General features: G+C 46.0%; 23 protein-coding genes. 1 reads left to right on the top strand and 22 read right to left on the bottom strand.

The window, feature by feature from the left end; genetic code table 11:
- Positions 1-16: 16 nt before the first annotated feature.
- The 8 genes from CW749_RS04115 to leuS form a co-directional block, all read right to left on the bottom strand.
- On the bottom strand, positions 17-811 hold the full coding sequence (locus tag CW749_RS04115; protein ID WP_101110765.1) for a septal ring lytic transglycosylase RlpA family protein: 795 nt from the start codon (positions 809-811) through the stop codon (positions 17-19).
- Complete coding sequence (rodA, locus tag CW749_RS04110; RefSeq protein ID WP_101110764.1) at positions 811-1,932, bottom strand: rod shape-determining protein RodA; 1,122 nt, start codon at positions 1,930-1,932, stop codon at positions 811-813. The genes CW749_RS04115 and rodA overlap by 1 nt, the downstream gene beginning before the upstream one ends.
- Entirely contained in the window at positions 1,932-3,815 is a 1,884-nt protein-coding gene (gene mrdA, locus CW749_RS04105) for a penicillin-binding protein 2 (RefSeq protein ID WP_101110763.1), read from the bottom strand. The genes rodA and mrdA overlap by 1 nt, the downstream gene beginning before the upstream one ends.
- Positions 3,816-3,821: 6 nt before the next feature.
- Positions 3,822-4,292: a 23S rRNA (pseudouridine(1915)-N(3))-methyltransferase RlmH gene (rlmH, locus tag CW749_RS04100; protein ID WP_101110762.1), complete on the bottom strand. Its 471-nt coding sequence runs from the start codon at positions 4,290-4,292 to the stop codon at positions 3,822-3,824.
- Positions 4,293-4,295: 3 nt separating this feature from the next.
- Positions 4,296-4,613 (bottom strand): ribosome silencing factor, encoded by a 318-nt coding sequence (gene rsfS / locus CW749_RS04095; protein WP_101110761.1) that lies wholly within the window; start codon positions 4,611-4,613, stop codon positions 4,296-4,298.
- A 109-nt stretch (positions 4,614-4,722) separates the two neighbouring features.
- On the bottom strand, positions 4,723-5,748 hold the full coding sequence (gene holA, locus CW749_RS04090) for a DNA polymerase III subunit delta (protein WP_101110760.1): 1,026 nt from the start codon (positions 5,746-5,748) through the stop codon (positions 4,723-4,725).
- Positions 5,748-6,365, bottom strand: coding sequence for an LPS assembly lipoprotein LptE (gene lptE, locus CW749_RS04085; RefSeq protein ID WP_237322332.1), 618 nt, complete (start codon positions 6,363-6,365; stop codon positions 5,748-5,750). The genes holA and lptE overlap by 1 nt, the downstream gene beginning before the upstream one ends.
- 146 nt (positions 6,366-6,511) lie before the next feature.
- Entirely contained in the window at positions 6,512-9,085 is a 2,574-nt protein-coding gene (leuS, locus tag CW749_RS04080) for a leucine--tRNA ligase (protein ID WP_101110758.1), read from the bottom strand.
- Positions 9,086-9,201: 116 nt separating this feature from the next.
- Between leuS and CW749_RS04075 the strand changes: the two genes are divergently transcribed.
- Positions 9,202-9,684, top strand: coding sequence for a zinc ribbon-containing protein (locus tag CW749_RS04075; protein ID WP_101110757.1), 483 nt, complete (start codon positions 9,202-9,204; stop codon positions 9,682-9,684).
- An 11-nt stretch (positions 9,685-9,695) separates the two neighbouring features.
- Here CW749_RS04075 and CW749_RS04070 read toward each other — a convergent pair whose 3' ends face one another.
- The 14 genes from CW749_RS04070 to CW749_RS04005 form a co-directional block, all read right to left on the bottom strand.
- On the bottom strand, positions 9,696-10,253 hold the full coding sequence (locus tag CW749_RS04070) for a hypothetical protein (RefSeq protein ID WP_101110756.1): 558 nt from the start codon (positions 10,251-10,253) through the stop codon (positions 9,696-9,698).
- A gap of 64 nt (positions 10,254-10,317) precedes the next feature.
- A complete protein-coding gene (lnt, locus tag CW749_RS04065) occupies positions 10,318-11,844 on the bottom strand; it encodes an apolipoprotein N-acyltransferase (RefSeq protein ID WP_101110755.1) in 1,527 nt (508 codons plus the stop codon).
- A gap of 53 nt (positions 11,845-11,897) precedes the next feature.
- Entirely contained in the window at positions 11,898-12,803 is a 906-nt protein-coding gene (gene corC, locus CW749_RS04060) for a CNNM family magnesium/cobalt transport protein CorC (RefSeq protein ID WP_101110754.1), read from the bottom strand.
- A 76-nt stretch (positions 12,804-12,879) separates the two neighbouring features.
- Positions 12,880-13,344, bottom strand: a complete 465-nt coding sequence (gene ybeY, locus CW749_RS04055) for an rRNA maturation RNase YbeY (RefSeq protein ID WP_101110753.1) — start codon at positions 13,342-13,344, stop codon at positions 12,880-12,882.
- Positions 13,344-14,453, bottom strand: a complete 1,110-nt coding sequence (locus CW749_RS04050) for a PhoH family protein (RefSeq protein ID WP_101110752.1) — start codon at positions 14,451-14,453, stop codon at positions 13,344-13,346. Before CW749_RS04050 ends, ybeY begins: the two co-directional genes overlap by 1 nt.
- A gap of 74 nt (positions 14,454-14,527) precedes the next feature.
- Entirely contained in the window at positions 14,528-15,952 is a 1,425-nt protein-coding gene (miaB, locus tag CW749_RS04045) for a tRNA (N6-isopentenyl adenosine(37)-C2)-methylthiotransferase MiaB (protein ID WP_101110878.1), read from the bottom strand.
- Positions 15,953-16,072: 120 nt separating this feature from the next.
- A complete protein-coding gene (locus CW749_RS04040; RefSeq protein ID WP_101110751.1) occupies positions 16,073-17,263 on the bottom strand; it encodes a CoA transferase in 1,191 nt (396 codons plus the stop codon).
- Positions 17,244-18,350 carry a hypothetical protein gene (locus CW749_RS04035; protein ID WP_101110750.1) on the bottom strand — a complete coding sequence of 369 codons (1,107 nt, stop codon included), beginning with the start codon at positions 18,348-18,350 and terminating at the stop codon, positions 17,244-17,246. Before CW749_RS04035 ends, CW749_RS04040 begins: the two co-directional genes overlap by 20 nt.
- A 12-nt stretch (positions 18,351-18,362) precedes the next feature.
- Positions 18,363-19,406: an ABC transporter ATP-binding protein gene (locus CW749_RS04030; RefSeq protein ID WP_101110749.1), complete on the bottom strand. Its 1,044-nt coding sequence runs from the start codon at positions 19,404-19,406 to the stop codon at positions 18,363-18,365.
- Positions 19,407-19,415: 9 nt separating this feature from the next.
- On the bottom strand, positions 19,416-20,504 hold the full coding sequence (locus CW749_RS04025) for a hypothetical protein (RefSeq protein WP_101110748.1): 1,089 nt from the start codon (positions 20,502-20,504) through the stop codon (positions 19,416-19,418).
- A 1-nt stretch (position 20,505) separates the two neighbouring features.
- A complete protein-coding gene (locus CW749_RS04020) occupies positions 20,506-21,300 on the bottom strand; it encodes an SDR family NAD(P)-dependent oxidoreductase (protein ID WP_101110747.1) in 795 nt (264 codons plus the stop codon).
- Entirely contained in the window at positions 21,293-22,123 is an 831-nt protein-coding gene (locus tag CW749_RS04015; RefSeq protein ID WP_101110746.1) for an enoyl-CoA hydratase/isomerase family protein, read from the bottom strand. Before CW749_RS04015 ends, CW749_RS04020 begins: the two co-directional genes overlap by 8 nt.
- A gap of 4 nt (positions 22,124-22,127) precedes the next feature.
- Positions 22,128-22,970, bottom strand: a complete 843-nt coding sequence (locus tag CW749_RS04010) for a carbohydrate ABC transporter permease (protein WP_237322330.1) — start codon at positions 22,968-22,970, stop codon at positions 22,128-22,130.
- Entirely contained in the window at positions 22,967-23,893 is a 927-nt protein-coding gene (locus CW749_RS04005; RefSeq protein ID WP_237322334.1) for a sugar ABC transporter permease, read from the bottom strand. The genes CW749_RS04010 and CW749_RS04005 overlap by 4 nt, the downstream gene beginning before the upstream one ends.
- Between the last annotated feature and the right edge of the window lie 5 nt (positions 23,894-23,898).

Here is a 23,898-nt window from a genome sequence, read left to right as displayed (position 1 = left end):
ATTAACCCGTTTGTCCCTAAGGATTCTGTTTCACTTGTTTAATGAACGCGGTGGGATAGCCTTGTGAGTGTACTTGAGCTAACGTTTTTTGCGTTAATTCTTGGTCATTAAATGGACCTAAAAAAATACGATGTATCTTTTTTGACCCTTCTGTATAACTGCGTACTGATAGGCTTTGACCCAAAGATTTCGCTAAAGTTCGGGCTTTGTCTTCATCTTTTGATGCGGCAACTTGAATAACAAACCTTGGCAATTTCTTCTGCGCAACGAGCGATGTGTTTTCACGGCTTACAGATATGTACTCAATTTTTACATTTGCAGTACCCGTCTGAACGACGCCCAATTTGTATGCCGCTGCGTAGCTTAAATCAATAATACGCCCTTCATGAAATGGACCTCGGTCGTTAATGCGGACAATTGCCGTTTTTCCGTTGTCTTTGTTCAGTACCTTGACGTAACTAGGAAGAGGTAAAGTTTTATGCGCTGCCGACATAGAGTACATGTCGTATATTTCACCGTTAGACGTTAGGTGACCATGAAACTTTTTACCATACCAAGATGCTTTACCTTCTTGAATAAATCCTTCTGGCTCTTTAACAATTTTGTATGAGCCACCCAGTAAGCTGTAGTCTTTGTTACCGCCTAAGCTGATGGGTTCATAAACCGGATGAGCATCTTCAATATGTTCAACAGAAAGAGGCACTTCAGGGGCGACATCATCATCTATGGTGTACCTGCCTTTGTCTGGGCTTGTACAGCCAGTTAAAGCCAGTATTAAAATCACGATAAGTGAATAAATTCTAAAAGCCATCAGTTCGCCTTAGAGAGCATTTTACGGTGAGTGTGAATCGACATCAGAATGCCAAACCCGGCCATTAGCGTTACCATGGATGTACCTCCATAGCTAATTAAAGGCAGTGGTACGCCAACAACGGGAAGAATGCCACTCACCATACCTATGTTTACAAAAACGTAAACAAAAAAGCTGAGAACAACACTGCCCGCCATCATTCGACCAAAAGCGGTTTGCGCTTTACTGGCTAAAAACAGGCCACGACCAATAATAAACAGGTAGATGCAAAGTAATGCGACCACACCAATCATGCCCCATTCTTCGGCAACGACGGCAAAGATGAAGTCAGTATGACGCTCTGGTAAGAATTCAAGTTGCGACTGAGTGCCTTGCAACCAGCCTTTTCCGGATAAACCGCCAGAACCAATGGCAATTTTACTTTGAATGATGTGATAGCCTGCGCCCAATGGATCAGATTCAGGATCAAACAAGGTTCTTACGCGAACCTTTTGATACTCTCTCATCAAGAAGAACCAAAGAATTGGGATGAACGCACCGAGTGCAACGGCAGCAGCCGTGATGATCTTCCAGCTTATTCCTGCAAGGAAAATAACAAAAATCCCTGACGCAGCGATGAGGATAGAGGTCCCTAAGTCGGGTTGCTTGGCAATGAGTATTGTTGGAATGAAAACCATCAATAGTGAGGCGATCAGTGTTTTAAATGTAGGGGGGAGTGAACGCTTACCAATGTACCTCGCCACCATGAGTGGTACGGCGAGTTTCAATAGCTCAGAAGGTTGGAAACGCACAAAACCAAGGTTTAACCATCGCTGGGCTCCCTTGGATGCTTCACCGAAAAATAAAACCCCTAACAAAAGTAATATCCCAACAAAAAACAGCAATGGTGCGGCGGTTTCATAAGTGCGTGGTGGGATCTGTGCGAGCAACAACATCACGACAAGAGACAGCCCCATTCTCATGGCTTGTCTGTCCATCATCGCGAGGCTTTGTCCACTGGCACTGTACATAACCACCAACCCAAAGCACATAAGCAGCAATAACCCAAGTAACATGGGCAAGTCGATATGGAGTTTATCGAAAAAGGAACGATTTCTTCCGGTAGAAGGGTCAAACCGCATTATTTATTCCCATCTTTGCTGTCAATTAAAACGTGGTCGAAGATCTCTCGCGCAACAGGCGCACCGTTTGAAGAGCCGCCCCCTGCGTTTTCTAATACAACCGTTACTATTACTTCTGGATTATCAAATGGAGCAAATCCTGTGTACAAAGCGTGGTCTCTCAAGTGTTCAGCCAGTTCGTCGGCGTTGTATTCTTCGTCCTCTTTGAGCCCAAACACCTGCGCAGTGCCCGATTTACCTCCCGTCATGTATTCTGCTTTCGCGAAAGCTCGTCGGGCCGTTCCTTTTTTACCGTGGTTTGCTAAGCGCATTCCTTCTAAGGCAACAGTCCAATAGCGTTGAGATACGCCTTCAACGGGCGGGTAGGATTCAATAGGTGCGGCCGTAGTGACATGAGGTTCTTGAGTTTTATCAATGGTTGCTCTAAGCAGGTGAGGAGCGATGACTTCACCTTTGTTCACCAATACGGAAGTGGCTTTTGCTATTTGCATTGGGGTTGCTGTCCAGTAGCCTTGTCCGATGCCTACAGGGATCGTATCACCTTGGTACCAAGGTTGGCGATGACGCGCCATTTTCCATTCTCGGGTTGGCATGTTGGCTTTACTTTCTTCATGAATATCGATACCCGTAAAGTCACCAAATCCAAACAACATCATCCAAGTGGAGATGCGATCAATCCCCATGTCGTAGGCAATTTGATAATAAAAGGTATCAACTGACTCCTCGATAGATTTCAGTATGTCGACACGACCGTGTCCCCAACGTAACCAGTCTCGAAATGGTCGAGTTTTCGAGTTAGGAATACGCCAGTACCCTGGATCATTACGTGTGGTTTTTGTCGTAATGACTTTTTCTTGAAGTGCTGCCACTGCGATAAATGGCTTCACCGTAGATGCTGGCGGATAGATTCCAAGGGTTGCGCGGTTAACTAAAGGTCTGTCTTTGTCTTCTAACAAGGCGCGATAGTCTTTGCCGGAAATCCCATGTACGAAAGAATTTGGATCGTAGCTTGGGCTAGAAAGCATCGCTAAAACCCCGTTATCGGTTGGGTCGAGCAAAATTGCCGAACCTCTTCGACCATCCAGCAAACCATATAAATACTGTTGTAATTTAATGTCTAGGTTGAGGACGATATCTTGCCCAGGAACAGGTGGCACGTATTTTAAAGTGCGAATAATACGACCACGGTTGTTCACTTCAACTTCTTGATAACCAGCTGTACCGTGAAGTAAATCTTCATAAAAACGTTCAATACCAAGCTTACCAATATCTCGGGTTGCTTGATAATTGGCGACTTTATCTTCGCGCTCTAAGCGTTGTAAATCTCGGTCATTAATTCGAGATACATAGCCCAATACATGAGTCAGTACCTTTCCGTACGGATAATAGCGTTTTAGCGTAGCGTTCACTTCTACACCGGGGAAGCGATGCTGATTCACAGAAAATAGAGCGACTTGTTCTTCCGTTAACTGGTTTAACAGTGGGACGGATTTAAAGCGCCTGGTACGCTTACGTTCTTTGTGGAAGCGAGTAACACGCTCGTCAGAGATCTCAAGAAAAGTACGTAACTGAATAATGGTTTCATCAATGTCTTTGATTTTTTCAGGCGTAAGTTCAAGGCTAAAGATGGGGCGGTTTTCAGCGAGTAGAATACCATTGCGATCGTAGATCAATCCGCGGTTAGGGGCGATAGGCACCACTTTTATACGGTTGTCATTAGAGCGGGTTTTGTAGTCTTGAAACTGGTTGACTTGAATGTTGTATAAGTTGACGAGAAGCACACCCATAAGCGCCACAATGCCCATAAAGGCGACTAAGGCGCGTCGCGAGAATAGGGCGGACTCGGCGGTGTAATCTCGGATTTGGGTGCGCTGACGTCTCATCTAGCGTTATTCTCGATGATAGGGGTGGTTAGCGGTAATGCTCCAAGCTCGGTATAGGCTTTCTGCCATAACAACTCGAACCAATGGATGAGGCAGTGTAAGAGGTGACAAAGACCAGCTTTGTTCGGCTGCCGCTTTGCAAGCTGGTGCCAAACCTTCAGGGCCACCGATTAGAATTGATACATCTCGTGCATCAAGTTTCCAAGCTTCCAATTGTCCTGCAAGTTGCTCTGTATCCCAGCGCTTACCCGGAATATCCAGAGTAACAATTCGATTACCTTTTGGCACTGCCGCCAACATCGCTTCGCCTTCTTTTTGCAGAATTCTTGCAATATCAGCATTTTTTCCACGCTTACCTGCTGGGATTTCAATCAATTCCAAAGGCATGTCGTGGGGGAATCTGCGTTTATATTCTTTAAACCCTTCTTCCACCCACTTTGGCATTTTCGTGCCAACGGCAATAAGTTGAATCTTCAACGATTAGCTCCAGAGTTTCTCAAGCTGGTACAGCTCTCGCTGGTCTTCTTGCATTACGTGAACCATGGTAGAGCCCATATCGACAACGACCCATTCGCCTTCTTGTTCGCCGTCTACACCTAGCGGTTCTAGCCCAGCTTTTTTCGCTTCACTGGCAACGTGATCGGCTATCGAGGCTACGTGACGCTTAGAGTTTCCTGTGCAGATAACCATAAAGTCTGTAACACTGGATTTGCCTTGAACATCAATGGTCACGATGTCTTCTGCTTTCATATCGTCTGCTTTATCCGCTAAAAAATCACGTAGATCTTGTACTTGCAATGTCTTTTACCTTAAAAAAAATTTAACCGTTATTATACTCAAGTTATTCCAAGATGCTCGCATCTGAATGAAATAGTTCTTGGTGTTGTGGAACCAGGGTATTGAGCTGTTAAAGCGCTATATTGAATGTAGCCTTTGGCTCACAAAATTGAAGTGAAATTTGAGCCAGAAGTAGCCAAACTGGGCGGTCATAGCGCGTTTTTGCATTTATTTCGGCTTGAGCTGTCAACGATAACAATTTTTGAATATCAGTTGGCGCTAGCCTTTGCAGTGCAGCGGAATACATTGGACGCTTAGTTTGCCAAATTCTACGGGCATCGAAGACTTTCCCCAATGGTAGAGAGGCGGATTCTTTATGCATTTCCAATATCAGTAGCAATTCTTTCTGAAGAGTACGAAGTAAAATGATGGCTTCAGTACCTTCGGCTTCAAGTTGCCTTAATATCCTTTGCGCTCGCTTACTCTGACCGGCAAGCAATGCATCACTCCATTGGAATGGGGTAAAGTGATTATGCCGACTTAATGCTTCTTCGACTCTCAGCAACGTTAACTGACCATCAGGATAGAGAAGTGCTAACTTTTCCAAACTTTGTGAAAGGGCCAAGAGGTTGCCTTCGTGCCACTGTGCCAACATTTGTATTGCTTGGTTATCAGGGACAAGGTTCAGTTTACGACAGCGTTGTTGCACAAATTGAGGTAGTCGTTGGGTGTCCGGAGTTAAACAGGTCACAACACAACCATTGGCAGAAAGTGCTTTAAACCATTTAGCATTTTCTTGTTGCTTGGTCAGCTTGTGCCCAATGAGTACCAGCATAATATCAGGGTGAAGCCTATCAGCTAAGCCAATAAGCTCTTTCCCTGTTGCTGCATTTACACCTGTTTCAGGAATTTCTAATTCAATGATCTGACGAGCTGAGAATAGGCTCAATGCCTGACAACAGTCGTACACCAAGTTCCAATCGAGTTGAGCATCGACCGCAAAACGGTGGCGCTCTTCAAATCCTAGGCTATGCGCGTGTCGCTGTATCGCTTCTCGGCTTTCTTGCAATAATAATGGTTCATTGCCAAAGACCAAAAAAATACCATGCTGAGAACGAGGTAAGTGATCGGCAAGTTTGTCAGCAAAAATACGCATTACTGGTTCTCAGCCGAGACTTTTTCTGTAGTCGTTGTCTGGGTCACTCCGAGATCTAACGTCACACTTTCTTCTTGGTTTTCGCTATTGATGTCGTTTTGGCTTTTATCAAGCTGCGCTTTTAATCGCGCCATTTGACGAAGGATTTGCCTCGCGGCTTGTTTACGCATTTCATCAATGATCATTTCTTTTTCAGTCGATTTAGCGAGGGCTGTTAATGGGTTATCCAAGAAACTGCGGTTGACTGTTGTTGTAAATGATTGGCTACCAACACCTGGAACTGTTACTCGGTACGAAGCCGCGTAAGTAAGTTCATATTCTGCTGCACGGCTGTTCTGATACAAAGAGAGAGTGCGTTCACCATTCGATTCACTGGTTAAATGCAGGTTTGGGATGTCTTCTCTTGGGGCAACGGCATCTACGCCATTCAAATCCAACTCAGCACGGACGTACCGCGTTAATGAGCCATAAGAATCGAAGCTGGTAAATGATATTTCAGAAAGTTCTTCTGGAAGAAAGTACGTATCTCGGAAATGAAAACCACAAGCAGACAACACCGTTGTCAAGACAAGAACAATAGAGGCACGCAAGGTGCGAGAAAAAGAAACACGCTTCACAAATCGTTTCCTAGTATTCGGATTAACTTTGATGACAACACTGTTTGCGTATGCGCACAATGTACTCATCAAAATACGCCGATAAAAACAAACAGGGTGATGATTCACCCTGTTTACGTATTTTTATGGGTTGGGTTTTATGACAATCAGTTTGCCACAATGTTCAGAAGTTTACCCGGTACGTAAATGACTTTACGGATCGTTTTTCCTTCTGTGAACTTAGTAACGTTCTCATCGTTCAAACCCAGCTCTTCCACTTGCTCTTTCGACGCGTCAGCTGCGACCGTCATTTTTGCACGCAGTTTACCGTTAACTTGAACAACGATAAGTTTCTCGTCTTCAACCAGTGCTTTTTCATCGAAAGTCGGCCAAGTCGCACTATCAACGTCAGATTCCCCTAGCGCTTCCCACATTTCATAGCTGATGTGTGGAGTGATTGGGTATAGCATTGTAACGACTGCTTTCAACGCTTCATCCAGAATAGCACGATCTTGCGCGGACTCTTGTGGGGCCTTCGCAAGCTTGTTCATCAGTTCCATGATTGCAGCGATTGCAGTGTTGAATGTCTGGCGACGAGATACGTCATCAGTCACTTTTTGAATCGCTTTATGTACATCACGGCGAAGTGCTTTTTGATCGGCGTTGAACGCACTTACATCAACGGCTTCAGCAGCGCCTTTTGATGTATGCTCGTTTACTAGCTTCCAAACACGCTTCAAGAAGCGGTTTGCACCTTCAACACCAGACTCTTGCCATTCGAGAGTCATGTCGGCTGGAGAGGCGAACATCATGAACAAGCGAACGGTGTCCGCGCCGTATTTATCCACCATTTCTTGTGGGTCGATACCGTTGTTCTTAGACTTAGACATCTTGATCATGCCTGAGTGCTCAACGTTACGACCTTGGCTATCGGTTGCAGAGTCGATTCGACCTTTACCGTCACGCTCAACTTTCACTTCCGTCGGCGCAATCCATTCTTTCGTGCCTTTCTCATTCGTATGGTAGAACGCATCCGCTAGTACCATACCCTGACAAAGAAGCTTCTTGAATGGTTCATCTGATGTGACATAACCAGCATCACGAAGCAACTTGTGGAAGAAGCGAGAGTAAAGAAGGTGCATACACGCATGCTCAATACCACCGACGTATTGATCCACAGGCAACCAGTAGTTTGCTTTTTCTGGATCGAGGATATCGTCAGCTTGTGGAGAACAGTAACGTGCGTAGTACCAAGAAGATTCCATGAACGTATCGAATGTATCTGTCTCGCGTAGAGCGGGTTCGCCGTTAAACGTGGTTTTTGCCCACTCTTTATCTGCTTTGATTGGGCTAGTAACGCCGTCCATGACCACATCTTCTGGAAGGATCACGGGCAGTTGGTCAGCGGGTACTGGGTGAACTTCACCGTCTTCAGTGGTGACCATCGGGATTGGTGCTCCCCAGTAACGTTGACGAGATACACCCCAGTCACGCAAACGGAAATTAACGGTTTTGTTGCCTTTGCCTTCCGATTCTAGCTTCGCAGCGATTGCATCGAATGCTGCTTGGAATTCGAGACCGTCAAATTCACCTGAATCGAACAGCACGCCTTTCTCTGTGTAGGCTTCTTCAGAGATGTCGAGTTCACTGCCATCAGCGGGCTTAATGACTGGAACAATATCCAAACCGTATTTTGTTGCGAACTCATAATCACGTTGGTCGTGAGCTGGAACCGCCATGACGGCGCCTGTACCGTAATCCATTAATACGAAGTTAGCGACGTAAATGGGCACTTCACGACCGTTTAATGGGTGGATGGCGGTGAGACCTGTCGCCATGCCTTTCTTTTCCATCGTTGCCATTTCAGCTTCGGCAACTTTGTTGTTTTTACATTCTTCGATGAATGCCGCGAGTTCAGCGTTGCTCTCTGCTGCTTTCGCGGCAAGAGGGTGACCAGCGGCAATGCCAACGTATGTCACACCCATCAACGTATCTGGACGTGTTGTGTATACTTCCAAATCTTCGTTGTCTTTGAGCGAGAAGCGTAGCTCAACGCCTTCAGAGCGACCAATCCAGTTACGCTGCATGGTCTTCACCATTTCAGGCCAACCGTCTAAATTATCTAGGTCGTCGAGAAGCTCTTGTGCGTATTCAGTGATCTTAATGAACCACTGAGGAATTTCTTTTTGCTCAACAGGTGTGTCGCAACGCCAGCAACAGCCATCTTCAACCTGCTCGTTGGCAAGTACGGTTTGGTCGTTAGGGCACCAGTTAACAGAAGAGGTCTTTTTGTAAACCAGCCCTTTTTCGTAAAGCTTAGTGAAGAACTCTTGTTCCCAACGGTAGTATTCAGGAGTACATGTTGCGAATTCACGATTCCAATCGTAGCCAAAGCCCAATAGCTTAAGCTGGTTTTTCATGTACTCGATGTTTTCGTATGTCCACGGAGCCGGAGCCGTGTTGTTCTTAACCGCAGCGTTTTCAGCAGGTAGTCCAAACGCATCCCAACCGATTGGTTGCATAACGTTTTTACCTTGGAGGCGCTGAAAACGAGAAACCACATCACCGATGGTGTAGTTACGCACGTGACCCATGTGGAGACGACCACTTGGGTATGGGAACATGGAGAGACAGTAAAACTTTTCTTTATTCGGGTCTTCGCTCACAACAAACGTTTTGTTGTCGTCCCAGTGCTTTTGAACTTTCTGTTCAATATCTTGCGGGTTATATTGCTCTTGCATCGATGATATCCGGTTATCTTGGAATTTGTGAGATCGGTTAGATCAGACGGTGATAGATCAGCATAGAATACATAAAGGAAAGACAGTCAACAATAGTCAATGCACGGAGGTTGTTTATGCCTGAGCGTAAAGCCCGTTATGAAGCGTTCCTAGAAGAGGTTACTGATACGTTAAAACATAGCCCTGAGGAGTTGGAACGTGTCTTGGAAACATCGTCTCAGGTCGTTGCTGCTGCTAGCGATATGACTAAAGATGAACTTTCTCTTGTCACCGCTTATGTCCGTTCGGATCTCAGTGAATTTGCTCAAAATTATCAACAAAGTAGAGAAACCTTCCCCGAAAGCCCTTTTTACCGATTAATTGCCGATTCCGTTTGGGAGGGGCTGTTAGACATTACCGATAGAACCAAAGTGGAGTGGCAAGAGTTGTTTTTAGATTTGGACCACAGAGGGTTATATCAAACAGGTGAAGTGATCGGGCTTGGGTATCTTGTTTGCGATGAATGCGGTGATAAATCGTATTTTAATCACGCCACATTAATTCCACCTTGTAAGAAGTGCGGTAATACAGGCTTCACACGACAAGCGTTGAAGCCATAAAATTGGCTGTTTTATTTCGCTATTGTCCAGCCGTCTGGAAGGTCCGCTTGTTGTAGGAACATGTTTAGAGCAAACTGACCGCCTTCATCTCCCCAATCATACCACTTGACGTCAAATCTCGATGTTGTATCAGTAGCCCCGTGTCCCAATATTCCCCCATTTACCAATTGAACAGTATTTGGAGTAATCGTGACATCTAATGTAATTGGAAACGCCATATAAGTCGAAGTACCGTTAATTAAGTACCCAGGCTGCATATGACATCGAGCTTCTTTGATGGAGTAGTCACCAGGGGGGATATCAGTAAGTAAACCATAACCACCGTATTGAGAGTAATCTTCGTCTTCTAACTCTTTTAGTTCCTCCAAATTGGTATAGAAGCGTTTGCTGTCGTCGCCAAATGCAAATGAGATGGCATGACATGGATACTTGACTGTATTACTCATGTAGACAATAACGGGAACCAATGCTGCGCCATTGCCAACTGGATCTGCGAGCTTTGTTGTTTGACAGCCTGAAACTAATAAAATGGACGATACTAGGGCTGCACAAGAAGTGAGTTTATTCACTATAAAATCCTGTTTTACTTTTTTGTCTGCTCATAATCCTAAAAATAAATTTATCATCAAGAGATTACATGGATTTTTCGGCTCGCTTCACATAAAGATGTGATATTGACAAAGAAAGCAACACTATTAAATACAGTGGCCAAATGCCCAATATCCTATACGGAGTCATGCCGGTTGCTGAACTCACTTCCGCCGTTAACACTTGTGTTTTAAATTGCGGCACTTGGTGAATGATCTTGCCTTTGTAGTCGGTAATCGCTGTTACGCCGTTGTTAGTCGCCCTGACGACAGGTCGGCCTAGTTCGAGTGCTCGCATCTGAGCGATTTCCATATGTTGGTGAGGTCCAATAGAATCACCAAACCAGGCGTCGTTTGAAAGAGTGAGTATGTAGTCGGTCTCTTCCGTGATGTTCTGGCGAACTTGTTCGTTGAAAATGATCTCATAACAGAGCGCCGGCGCGAAGTGACGACCATTGGCTTCGATGTTTTCCTGTACGAAATTACCTCGGCTGAATGACGACATTGGTAAATTAAAAAATGGCGCAATAGGGCGAAGAATGTCACCAAAAGGTACAAACTCACCAAAAGGAAGTAGGTGATGTTTGTGGTATTTTGGCTGAGATTTAGGGTTGTATTGTTCTTGCTCATTCTGCCCAATAGCTATCACGCTATTATAGAAATTTTCTCGGCTGGTTGAGGTTACGATACCCGTGATGATGCCACTTTGGTTTAAGCGCCCTGCACTGTCTAAATTGCTAAGGAAAGAAGGCAATTCATTTTCAAATGCGGGTATAGCGGCTTCAGGCCAAATGACGACATCTGCATCCCAGTTTTCACGAGTCAGATCCATGTATTTCATAATGGTGGGCCAGCGCTGACTGGGTAGCCATTTGAGTTCCTGAGAAATGTTCCCTTGTATCAACGCGAACTTAGTCGTGTTGTCTTTGTCTTCTTCCACCCAATGAACCAGGTTAAGAGCACCTGCAAGCGCAAAGATTCCGACTGGAAGGGCTAAGAAATGCCAATGCTTCTGTGTGAGCGCGAGAGTGATAGCTCCTGCTATTAGCCAAATTATATAGCTTATGCTGTCTACACCACCTATAGGGGCAAAGACACTGAGTGGGGAGTCTACTTGGCTGTACCCAAGCCATAGCCACGGAAAACCAGTCATAACCCAACCTCTTAGCCATTCATTAATGAGCCATAGAGATGGAGCCGCGAGTAAAAAGCGGGCGAGGTTAGCGTTTGGAAACCACCGGTTGAGTACGGCAGCAAAGAGAGCAGGGTAAATCGAGAGATAACTGACCAGCAAAAACATCAACGCTAAACTGGCGAATTTGGGTAACCCACCAAATGTATCGATACTGATGTGAACCCAGCTAATGCCTATGGCAAACTGCCCAACTCCCCAGCTAAATCCGATAGCTAACGCTTGTTTGGTCGTTTGTTTTTCTAAAAGCAGAAGAAGTAGGATCGGGCTGAGAATAGCCACGGGCCAGAGTTGGTAAGGTGCAAAAGCAAGCGTAGTCAGTGCCCCAACAAAAGCGGCCGCAAGCGGCCGCACGAGGCGATGATTTAGTATTGTTATCATCTTCGTCTTATTATCGTTGTAGCATTTGGCTACTTGGTTAACCTAAACTCAGGTTAGCTACTTAAATCCTCTTCAGCAGGAAGAGGCTCCTCATCAGGGACAGTAACCTGAAGTTGAACAACACGGCGGTTGTCTGCAGCGGTAACCTTAAACAAATAATGCTCAATTTCGACCACTTCTCCGCGTGTAGGTAGGTGTCCGAAGCTGGTCATCACCATGCCGCCGACCGTATCCACTTCTTCATCGCTGAAGGTGGTGCCGAACGTTTCATTAAAGTCTTCGATGGTGGTCAAAGCTTTAACGGCGTAGGTGTGTTTACTCAATTTTTTGATATCGGTTTCTTCTTCGTCATCGAATTCATCTTCGATTTCGCCAACGATCTCTTCCAAGATATCTTCAATGGTTACCAGCCCAGAAACCCCACCGAACTCATCTACGACAATTGCCATGTGATAACGTTCCTCTCGGAACTCTTTTAGCAGTCGATCGACGCGTTTACTTTCTGGAACGACGACAGCAGGGCGTATTACCTGCTCTATATCGAATGGAGCACTGTCAGAACCTAAGTATTTTAATAAGTCCTTCGCTAACAGAATACCTTCCACATGGTCTTTGTCTTCACTGATAACTGGGTAGCGGGAGTGCTGTGCATCAGTGATCAGAGCGACTAAATCATCGAGTACATGAGTGCGCTCGACAGTGACCATTTGCGAACGTGGGAGCATGATGTCCCTTACTCGCGTTTCGGCGATTTCCATAACACCTTCGAGCATATCTCGTGTGTCATGGTCAATCAGTTCGTTTATTTCAGAGTCCCGAATGACATCAACTAGCTCCTGACGATCTTTCGGTTCACCTTGAAATAGCTGACCAAGGCGTTCAAAGAAGGACTTTCTACTCGGACCTTCAGTTTTTTCTTTCTTCCCTTCCGTAGAAGAGGTCGAATTGTCTTCGTTCATGATTTCTCAATCGTTAACGCTATCAGATGTGTGATAGCACACTTAAAGCAGCCTTATTCGTCGTTCAGTTTGAAGGCTACTGCTTTTCTGCTAAATATGGGTCTTCGAAGCCCATAGATTGCATAATTTCGGTTTCGAGTGCTTCCATTTCTTCCGCTTCCTCGTCTTCGATATGATCATAACCTAACAGATGCAAGCTACCATGTACAACCATATGCGCCCAGTGCGAGGTGGCGTTTTTATTTTGTTCTTTTGCTTCCAGTTCAACCACTTGTCGGCATATTATCAAGTCGCCAAGCAAATCCATCTCGATACCCGGAGGGACTTCAAATGGAAATGAAAGTACGTTTGTAGGTTTATCTTTGCCTCGGTATTCGTGGTTAAGCTGTTGGCTTTCTTCGACATCCACAATGCGAATGGTCACCTCGGCTTGAGGCTGGAAAAGAGGGATGGTCTTATCTAGCCACATTTGAAAGTCTTCTTGAGAAGGAAGTCCACCTTCATTTTCGACCGCGAGTTGAAGATCAAGTTCGATGGTCATTATTTGCTTACCGATTGTGCTGCGCTAATCGATTGTGGCAAAAGCTCGGCGCTTTGGGTTTCAAGTAGTTTTGCTTCCCGCTCTTCACGCTTGCGCTTTTCGTATTCTTTTCGTTCTTTTTGATCTTTGGCTTCCCACTTCTCATATGCGTTAACAATACGAGCAACAACTGGGTGTCGCACTACATCATCAGACAGGAAGAAGTTGAAGCTTATTTCATCGACTTCACTTAATACTTCGATAGCATGACGAAGACCAGACTTTGCACCACGAGGCAAATCAATTTGGGTTACGTCACCGGTAATCACCGCTCGTGAGTTAAAGCCGATACGTGTCAGGAACATTTTCATCTGCTCAACAGTCGTGTTTTGGCTTTCATCGAGAATGATAAAGGCATCATTGAGTGTGCGACCACGCATATAGGCAAGTGGGGCGACTTCAATAACGTTACGCTCTATGAGTTTTTCAACGCGTTCAAAACCAAGCATTTCAAACAAAGCATCGTATAGAGGGCGTAAGTAAGGGTCGACTTTTTGGCTCAAATCACCGGGCAAAAAGCCTAACTTTTCACCAGCTTCTACTGCAGGGCGAGTAAGAAGGATTCGTCGAATCTCTTGTCGCTCCAAAGCATCAACAGCCGCTGCAACGGCCAGATAGGTTTTACCTGTACCTGCAGGCCCGATGCCAAAGCTGATGTCGTGAGTCACCATATTAACCAAGTACTGCCCTTGGTTGGGTGTACGCGGCTTGATCACGCCTTTTTTGGTTTTGATAAAGACTTCTTTACCATGCTCGATAGCGGATTCTGTGGATTGCTCCAATACGCCCGACTCTTTGATGGCAAGGTGAATCAATTCAGGTTCGATGTCGGTAACTTGGCCTTTAACCGGAGCGGTTTCGACGTACAAAGATTTGATGATATCCAGCGCAGCCGAGGCGGTATGGGGTTTACCCACAACGGAAAAGAAGTTGCTACGATGGTTTATTTCTACACCAAGTCGGCGTTCTAAATGTTTGATATTGTCGTCGAAAGGACCACAAAGGCTGGACAAGCGACGGTTGTCTGAAGGTTCTAGATCGATTTCTAGAGTGACGATTTTATTACTCAATGCTGCCTCACATTAAACCATGACAATAAAGCCCGACTTCGACCGGGCTCTACATGGTTATTTAATCTGTAAGCTTATGGTGTAAAGGTTGCTACACCTAGCTCATCTTCCTTGCGGGTTTTTTCCATCATTGCCGATGGAGAGGTCACCACGCGAAGGTTCATTTCTTTTTCAGTTCGTATCAGTTCGCCGCGAAGTGAATTCGCGAATACATCAACGATGTTGACGTCGACAAACTGACCGATGAGTTCTGCAGGGCCTTCGAAGTTAACCACTCGGTTGTTCTCCGTACGGCCACGAAGTTCCATCATGTTTTTCTTGGATACACCTTCAACAAGAATACGCTGTTCAGTGCCCATCATCAAACGGGAGTATCGCATTGCTTGAGTATTGATTTGTTGTTGCAATTCGTAAAGGCGTTCTTTTTTAGTTTGCTCGCTTACGTCACACGGATAGTCTGCCGCTGGTGTTCCCGGTCGAGCTGAGTATATGAAGCTAAAGCTCATGTCGAAGTCGACCTGCTTAATCAGCTTCATTGTGTCTTGGAAATCTTTATCCGATTCTCCAGGAAACGCCACGATAAAATCGGAGCTGATTTGAATTTCTGGACGCGCTTTTCTCAGCTTACGAATAATGGATTTGTACTCGATAGCGGTATGCGGACGCTTCATCATCGTCAAAATGCGATCGGAACCACTTTGTACAGGCAGGTGAAGGAAGCTCACCAACTCTGGCGTATCTTCATACACGGCAATGATGTCGTCAGTAAATTCAAGCGGGTGGCTAGTCGTAAATCGAATGCGGTCAATCCCATCGATAGACGCAACAAGGCGCAATAATTCTGCGAAGCTACAGATGTCATCATCAAACGTCGCACCGCGGTAGGCATTTACGTTTTGACCTAGCAAGTTAACTTCACGCACTCCTTGCTCGGCTAACTGGGCGATTTCAAATAACACATCGTCCATTGGGCGGCTGACTTCTTCGCCACGGGTATACGGTACTACACAAAAAGTACAGTATTTAGAGCACCCTTCCATAATTGAAACAAAAGCGGTTGCTCCCTCTGCTCGAGGCTCAGGTAAGTTATCGAATTTCTCTATTTCTGGGAAAGAGATATCCATAACAGGCGCTGAATTGTCGTGAGACGATTTGATCATCTCCGGTAGACGGTGAAGGGTTTGTGGACCAAAAATCACGTCAACAAACGGGGCACGTTGTCGAATATGGTCGCCTTCTTGCGTGGCGACACAGCCACCAACACCGATAACTACGCCAGGTTTTTTGTCTTTCAGTGTTTTCCAGCGACCAAGCTGGTGAAAGACTTTCTCTTGCGCTTTTTCTCGGATTGAACAGGTGTTAAGTAATAGAACGTCTGCTTCTTCAGGTTCCTCTGTTAGCTCGTATCCGTTGGCGGCATTAAGCAGGTCGGCCATTTTTGACGAATCATATTCGTTCATCTGGCAGCCCCAAGTTTTAATTAGCAGTTTCTTACTCATTGCACTCACGCTCGTCATTTTGTTCGTATTTGTTCAAATTATAGCCACTACTGTTGTAGTGAGCGGCGTATTGTACTGCTTTAAAAACCAACTGACCAGAGATCGTTTAGCACTTGAGCTTTAAGCTATTTGCCCAGAATCTATCGCGGCGGATATTTCTTCATCGGTAAAGCCAAATTCCAGCAAAACTTCGCGAGTGTGCTGACCCACCAACGGAGCCGGTCTGTGAATATTTGGCGGTGTTTCAGACATGGTGACAGCAGGTCCGACACATTTCACATTCCCAGCGAGTGGGTGTTCGTAGTTTTGGATTAACCCAAGGTGCTCAACTTGTGGATCAGCAGCAGCTTCTAAGTGCGTTTTAACTTCACCACACCAAAGATCTTCTTCGAGCATCATTTGCATTAAAGTTTTTGTATCAAAGGCTTGTGTTCGTTTGGCGATTTCATTCCAAACCATATCTCGTTCATCAAACAAAATAGCGGGGTCGTCAAATTGCAAAAGGCTTTCATCCCCAAGTACTTTTACCAGAGTCTTAAATGGGCTCATGGCAATGGTGACCCAGCCATCAGAGCTCGGATAAGTACCAAAGGGCGCATCCATCCCGGGATGACCAATACCGGAGTTTGGTCGTTGGAAATCCTGATTGAAATTCATCGCCATCAGCATTTCTTGACCCTGATGTGCAAGCATACCAGCCAGTAAGTTCACGACGATCTTTTGCCCCTTGCCCGAGCGCTCTCGCCAATAAAGTGCAGAAAGGACAGAGTAGACAATATTCATCGCACCCACTTGATCTGAAAAGCCAGAACCCGCAGGTGTCGGTGGGTGGTCGGCTTGCCCTGTCGCGGCCATTAATCCTGTTAGCCCTTGAACCAACATATCTTGACCGGGGCGAGAAACGTAGGGTCCCGATTCTCCGTAGCCCGTTCCAGAGCAGTAAATGATTCTTGGGTTGATAGCTTTGAGGTCGTCGTAACCATAACCCAGTCTATCCATGACGCCAGGTCGAAAATTTTCGATGACGATATCAGCGCTTTCGACCAAGCGATAGAGAATGGCTTTGGCTTCTTCTGATTTCAGGTTGGCAGCAATGGAGCGCTTGTTTCGGTTCCACGCAAGGAAGTTGGGGCTCTCTTTTCCGCCGACCCACTGATTTTTAAAGGTGAGAGAACGGAATAGGTCCCCAGCACCGGGTCTTTCCACCTTGATGACATTGGCCCCCATGTCGCCTAGCAACTGAGTAGCAAAAGGTCCTTGTAGAAGCTGTGAAAAATCCAATATTGTGACATCACTTAGAGCGTGTTCCATGCTCATTTCTCCTTGTTCTTGAATACAAAAGATTTATTTCTTTCACCAGTTGTTTTGAGGAGGTTCGGTTGGTGAGCCCCTCTCGAATGAGCTGTGCGGCTGCATCTTGAAAATCTATGTAACCTGCATTTCTAGGGCGTAAATAAGCGTTATCTACGGTGGGATATGCGTGGTGATAAAAATGATTCACACGTTGATTTACATCGGTGTTTTTCCATGCAGATTTGAAACTCGGCTGCCCGTTGTATTCAGGAATGAAGGTGTTCTGAACATCAGAACTGAGCAGTTTTTTAAGATAAAGCAGTAACTCATTGGTGACATGGCATTTTTTCGTAATGGCTATGCCTGTTCCACCTAATATTGATATGTTGCTTGGTGGGGCACATACTTCAATCCTTGAGGGTGCTTGACTGTAGTTAACGTACCCATAGACAAACGGGCACAGGTCAAACTTACTTGAGTCATTCAGCGTATCTAATATCTCAATAGGGTTAAGAAAGGTGGACGGTGCAACACTCGCTAAGAATAAAGATTTCATTAAATCGACGGCTTCAACGCCATCATGAGTGCTCATAAATTGATGGTTATTAGGACCGCTTGAGCCTACTGCAAAAGAAAGAGCCAAAAGCTGCAATGTGGAGTGAGGACCCGCTAAACAAAGCTGAAAGCGACATCGAGTTCGTAAAAGGTCGAGCCAACCATTAATGGCTAGAGCGGTGTCTCTTTGCTCTGAGCGATACGCCATGATTTGAGAAGACGCATCCAAAGGCAGTGCCCAGCAGTGGTTGTCGAGCCAATAACTGTGAGCGGCTTGACCAATACAATGGTTTTTCAACTCTTCCAGCCACATGGGCGAAAGAAGCGCGTCAAGGGGTTGTAAACAATCGGAGGCAATAGCTTGCCCTAAATGAGGATGGTCTATAACGAGTAAGTCATAATGACTGGCGAGTTCATGAAGCGGTGTTTCCTCAAATCCAGATAAAGGCTGAACATCCCATTTCTCTATGGGGCAATGTTCCCACTTTAAGCTGGTTTGTAGCGCTTGGTAGCCTCTTGGGTGATCCCACGTTAGCCCTTTCAAATTCATTACAACCTCTGCTTATTGTAACCGCATAGATATGGGTTCTATGCGCTCTCCAGCACTATCAAACCAGTGAGTGTGCTCGGAGGAAAACCCTAAACCAATGGTTTCGCCAGTATTAACTTGCATTTGCCGCGATGTTTTCACCATCAATACCCTGTTTTTTAGCGATAAGGTATACAAGTAGCTGTCACCTAATAGCTCCGTTAAGGTCACAGTGGCTTGGATGATGGCGTTGGGATCGTTTACCAGCTGGATATTTTCCGGTCGTATTCCAAGTGTGACCGCTCCCTCGGGCACGGCGAGTGAACGGCAAAGATTGATGTGGTCGCAGGGGATGATATTCATAGGCGGATTGCCTAGAAACGTCGCGACGAAGGTGTTTTGAGGTTTGTCGTAGATTTCTTCCGGTGTGCCGACTTGCTGAATTTTTCCTTGATTGATCACTACGATACGATCAGCAAGGGTCATCGCTTCGACCTGATCATGGGTGACGTAAATGGTGGTAACTGCCAATTCATGTTGCAGTTTCTTCAACTCCGCGCGCATGCTGGATCGTAGCTTGGCGTCTAAGTTTGATAGGGGTTCATCGAGAAGAAATAACTTGGGTTGTCTTACAATGGCACGGGCTAAGGCGACGCGCTGCCTTTGTCCACCGGACAACTGCGCTGGTTTACGATCAAGTAAGCTGTCGAGCTCAACACGTTTCGCGACCTCGTCGATCATTTCATTGCGTCGGGACTTACTTAGCCCTTGCACTTTCAGCGGAAAGTCGATGTTGTTGCGCACGGTCTTATGCGGATAAAGCGCATAGCTCTGAAACACCATCGCCAAATCTCGCTCATTTGGGGGCAATTCGTTCACACGCTTTCCATCGATCAAGATATCGCCTTGTGAGGGTTTTTCTAAGCCGGCAATCATTCTCATAGTGGTACTTTTTCCACAGCCAGAGGGGCCTAGCAACACCAGAAATTCTCGGTCTCGAATATTCAAGTTTAAGTTATCAACGCTGGTCACTGTCGACCAAGATTTGGAGAGTTGTTTGAGTTCAACAGAGGCCATAAACCGTCCTTATACATTACTCGAAGCAGAGAAATTGAGAAGAGAGGAGTCAAAGGCAATATCACGATGTGTGCCATCGTCTCCCGTCACGCGGATGCTGTGCCGTTCAACCTCCACATGTTGAATGTTTTGCCAATTTGGCTGCGCATGAAATACAGCAAAGGCATACCCCACTTGCGTTTTTCCATTGGTATTCAGGTCTAAGGCGGTGGGATACCCTTGTTGATTGATTGGGTTACAGGAAGTTGATGCTTTATGGCCTAAATGGGAATACGCGCAACCTTCTTCCAGCCCAAGCACATGCGTGTGTGAACCATTAAATGGGGCGTAGTCTCGACCGCCATGGCTTTGCCAAAGCGTTGTGAGTGGCAATACCTTTTCAGGTTTTATGGCAAGGTAGACCCAGCCTTCTTCTTTGCACAGGGCGGCAGTCCAGCCCCATTCTTGTTGCGTAGGAGAAACGAGGTGAAGTATATCTTCATGGTGTTCGTTCCATGGGTAAACAGAAAGATCCGCGTGGTGTCCGTTTGCAAGCCTGACTGATTGGATAGTTGTGAACTGTTGAGGGTAGGCAAGAAGCGAGCGCCCACGTGTCGGGTCTGGCTCTAATGCTTCATTAATGGTGTAACCAAACGCTTTATGCGAAAAGGATAACCGAACTTGAGATTGGCATTTGAGCATCGCATGGTAGCTGATCGGAATCGCCCCATTACCTCCAGAGAATTCATGCAGGTGATAGATAAAGGGTGAGCCACTTTGTAATGTGATTGTTTTGGTGAGTTTTGCTCCATAAATATGGCGATCTAATTCTGCAACCAGCTGATTTTCTTCACTCTCTAATACCAGCCAGTTTCCGTTGCTGCTCCATCCATGAGGTGGGGCGGGTTCTATGTCACTTTCTCCGAATGGCGCACAGAAGAAATCCCCCGACAATTGCTGCAAAATAACAGGGTAATCTGGGTGGTATTCATCGACCCAAGGCGCGCGATGCATTGGCGAAAACTGATCATTACCATCGGTGAATCGAATGTGATCTAAGTGCCCACCTTTGGTCTTGAATTCGCATTCCACATTTCCATTGCGAAGTGACACTGCCATTTTAATCTCCTTTCACCAGCATACCGCCATCGGTGATGAGTATTTGCCCAGTGATGAAGCTCGACTGTTCTGTGGCGAGAAAGAGCACCGCCTGCGCCACTTCGTTTGGCTGACCAAATCGACCTATGGGGTGGTTGTCATTCCACCGTTGGCGAAGTTCTTCTGGGTTATCGACTTCATCAAAAATCTTCTCGTTCATTGGGGTCATTATGGTGCCGGGCGCGACAGCGTTGACTCGGATGCCATCGGGTGCAAACTCAATAGCGCTCTGGCGAGTGAGAGCGTTAATTCCCCCCTTTGCGGCAGCATAAGCGCTCCAGCCGTGAAACCCAGCAAAGGCCTGCGCTGAACTGATATTGACTATCGCTCCTTTCCCCAGCTTTTTCATGTCCGGTACGGAATGTTTTATGCCACGCCATACACCAGATAAGTTGGTGTTTATTACCTGATTCCACCGTTCTTCTGATATCTCAACAGCGTCACCGGATAACGCCACCGCAGCGTTGTTGATCATGATACTGACCAGCCAATTTTGTTGGTGTACCCACTGGAACAACTGGTTTACCGAATCAGGGGAGGAAACATCGGTAAAATAATAGTGGACATCCAACCCATCCAATTTAAGCTGATTGGCTATCTCTTCTCCTTGGGTCTGATTGATATCGGCAATAATGACCGTTGCGCCATGCGTCGCTAAAACTTCAACGCACGCTAATCCAATACCTTCTGCTCCGCCTGTCACCACGGCAACTTGGTTCACCAGCTGATTTCCCCTAATGTGCTCGTTTTTATTCATTGTTAGCTCCTGTAGAGGCGATGATTTCAGAGCTCATATCAAAAGAAGCTGTTCGTTTATCTAAAAAGGCGGAGACCCCTTCTTGACCATCAGCGGAACAATAGAGTTGTAAAAGTTCGGCTTGTTCCCAACTTAACCCTGATTCCAGCGGCGTATCGAACCCATTTCGAACCAGCTTTTTCATCGCGGCTTGAGCCGTAGGGCTGACTTTCAGCAAGTAACTGGCTTTTTTCAACCCTTCAGGCATGAGATTGTCTTGAGAGCAAATATGAGATGCGAGACCAAGACGCAACGCTTCATCAGCTTTAATTCGTTTAGCCGATAGGAGGACATCAAGAGTGACGGCTTTTCCTACCGCTCTTAATAGCCGTTGCGTGCCTCCACCTCCGGGGCACAATCCCAATAAACCTTCGGGTAACCCCATCTGGGCGTTGCTCGCTACTATCATCAAATCGCAGGCTAGGGCTATCTCGAATCCGCCGCCCATCGCATAGCCGTTAACCAGTGCTATGGTCGGTTTGGGCAACTGCTCTATAGTTTCGAATGCTTTTCTTCCTTGGAGCTGATAATCGTTGAACTTTTTGATTTGCAAACCGCGGTACTCATTAATGTCTGCCCCCGCGACAAAGGCTTTGTCGCCGCTACCGGTAAACATTACAACTCGAACATCGTCGTCTTGATTGACATTGTCTAGAGCCAGAATCAACTCGTTTTGCATGTCTTCAGAGAGTGCGTTGAGCTTTTCCGGTCGGTTAAAGGTGATCAGCGCAACGTGTTTGGTTGGGTAGGTCAGTTGGATAAAGGTAAAGTGATCATGTTTCATGGAATCATCCTTTTACAGAGCCAGCAGTGAGACCTGCAACAAAGTGTTTTTGTAGGAAGAAAAAGACCACCACAATAGGCAAAGAGATCATGACGGAGCTCGCCATGAGTTCGCCGTATCGAATGCCATACTGACCAATGAAGTCATTCATCCCGACAGGCAACGTTCGCATCTCTTGAGTGGTAGTAAACGACAGAGCAAATAGGAACTCCTGCCATGTGACAATTAAAATGTACACGCTGGTGGCGATGACACCCGGGCGGCAGAGCGGCAGCACAATTTCGAAAAAAATCCGCATTGGCTTGGCGCCATCCATCGCTGCTGCTTCGTCGAGCACAGCGGGGATATTTTCCATAAACCCTTTCAGCATCCAAGTTGCGACAGGAAGGGTTATGGTGATGTAAGCAATAATGAGAGACAGCTTGGTATTGAGTAAACCGGCGTCGTCCATCATTTTGTATATGGGAATGATGATGGCACTGGAAGGAAACATTTGTGACACCAGAATTAAGCCAAGGAAAATCGCCATGATTTTTATCTGAAATCGTGTAAAGGCATAAGCAGCCATTAAAGCGAGGCTAGTGGAAATCACCAAAGTGCTTAAAGAAACGACGACGCTGTTGAAGAAATACTGCCTAAATTCAGGGCGGAAGGCGTTACTGTAGTTTTCAAAGGTTGGGCTGTCCGGCCACAGCTTTGCCGGAATGGCGAAAGCTTCGGTGGACGGTTTTAGAGAAACTGACACCATCCAAAAAATTGGCAGCAAAATGATCAACGCCAGCAGTAATTGACCTGTCAGTAGCGCTAACTGCTTCATGTTGAGCTTGATTTTCATATTAGGGCTCATCGACTCTCCCTTTTTTGTAACCAGAAGTAAACCGAGAGTAAAACCACTAAGATAAGAATCGACATCACGCCGTAAGTTGCCGCTTCTCCGAATCGAAACTGTCCGAAACCCAGCTCAAAGATCTTTGTGGGGAAAATATGAGTGCTGTCTTTAGGACCACCACGGGTAAGTACCCAAACCATGTCGAAGTAGTTGAAGGTTAGAATGGCAGTAAGCAGTAAGTTGATCGCCACCACGTGCCGAACGGCTGGAATGATGATTTCTATCAGGCGACGAAATGGTCCAGCCCCATCCACGATGGCTGCCTCTATTTGCTCTTTATCGACACTTTGTAATGCCGCGAGATACACAACTGTTGAAAATGGAAAGCCTTTCCAAACGGCGGCTATCACAACTGCAAACATAGCGGTGTCGGGAGTGGCCAACCATGCAATGGCTTCGTCAATCAAAGAGCCAGACAGGAACATAGAATTGATGAGCCCTAATTGAGGGTCATACATGAAGCGCCATACTATGGCTGCCACTATTCCCGGTAGCACCCAAGGAAGCAGTACTAGAGAGCGCATTAACCCTTGTCCGGGTATTTTCTCATTCAATAAAAGTGCCGTTAAAAAACCAAACAGGTTTTGCAAAATGATCACACCAAACGTCCATGCAACAGAGTTTTGAATGATTTGCCAGAACTGCTCCTGTGATAACAATTTGCTGTATAGCTTAAATCCCACAAATTCTGGCTCGGGGTTGATGAATGATGTGGCGTATAAACTTTCGATGAACGTGCCAAACATTGGGTAATACATCAACAATCCGATAAGCGCGACGGCAGGCGCGATCATTATTAGAGGAAATCCAAAATTATTTCGGTACTTCATTGCCACACCCATGCTTAGTTCGCGCTGATAGCCTGATGTGGCTACCAGCACTTCCA

Source organism: Vibrio sp. vnigr-6D03 (assembly GCF_002835515.1).
In the GTDB taxonomy this organism is placed as follows: Bacteria; Pseudomonadota; Gammaproteobacteria; order Enterobacterales; family Vibrionaceae; genus Vibrio; species Vibrio penaeicida.
This window is presented reverse-complemented; position numbering and strand designations above follow the sequence as displayed.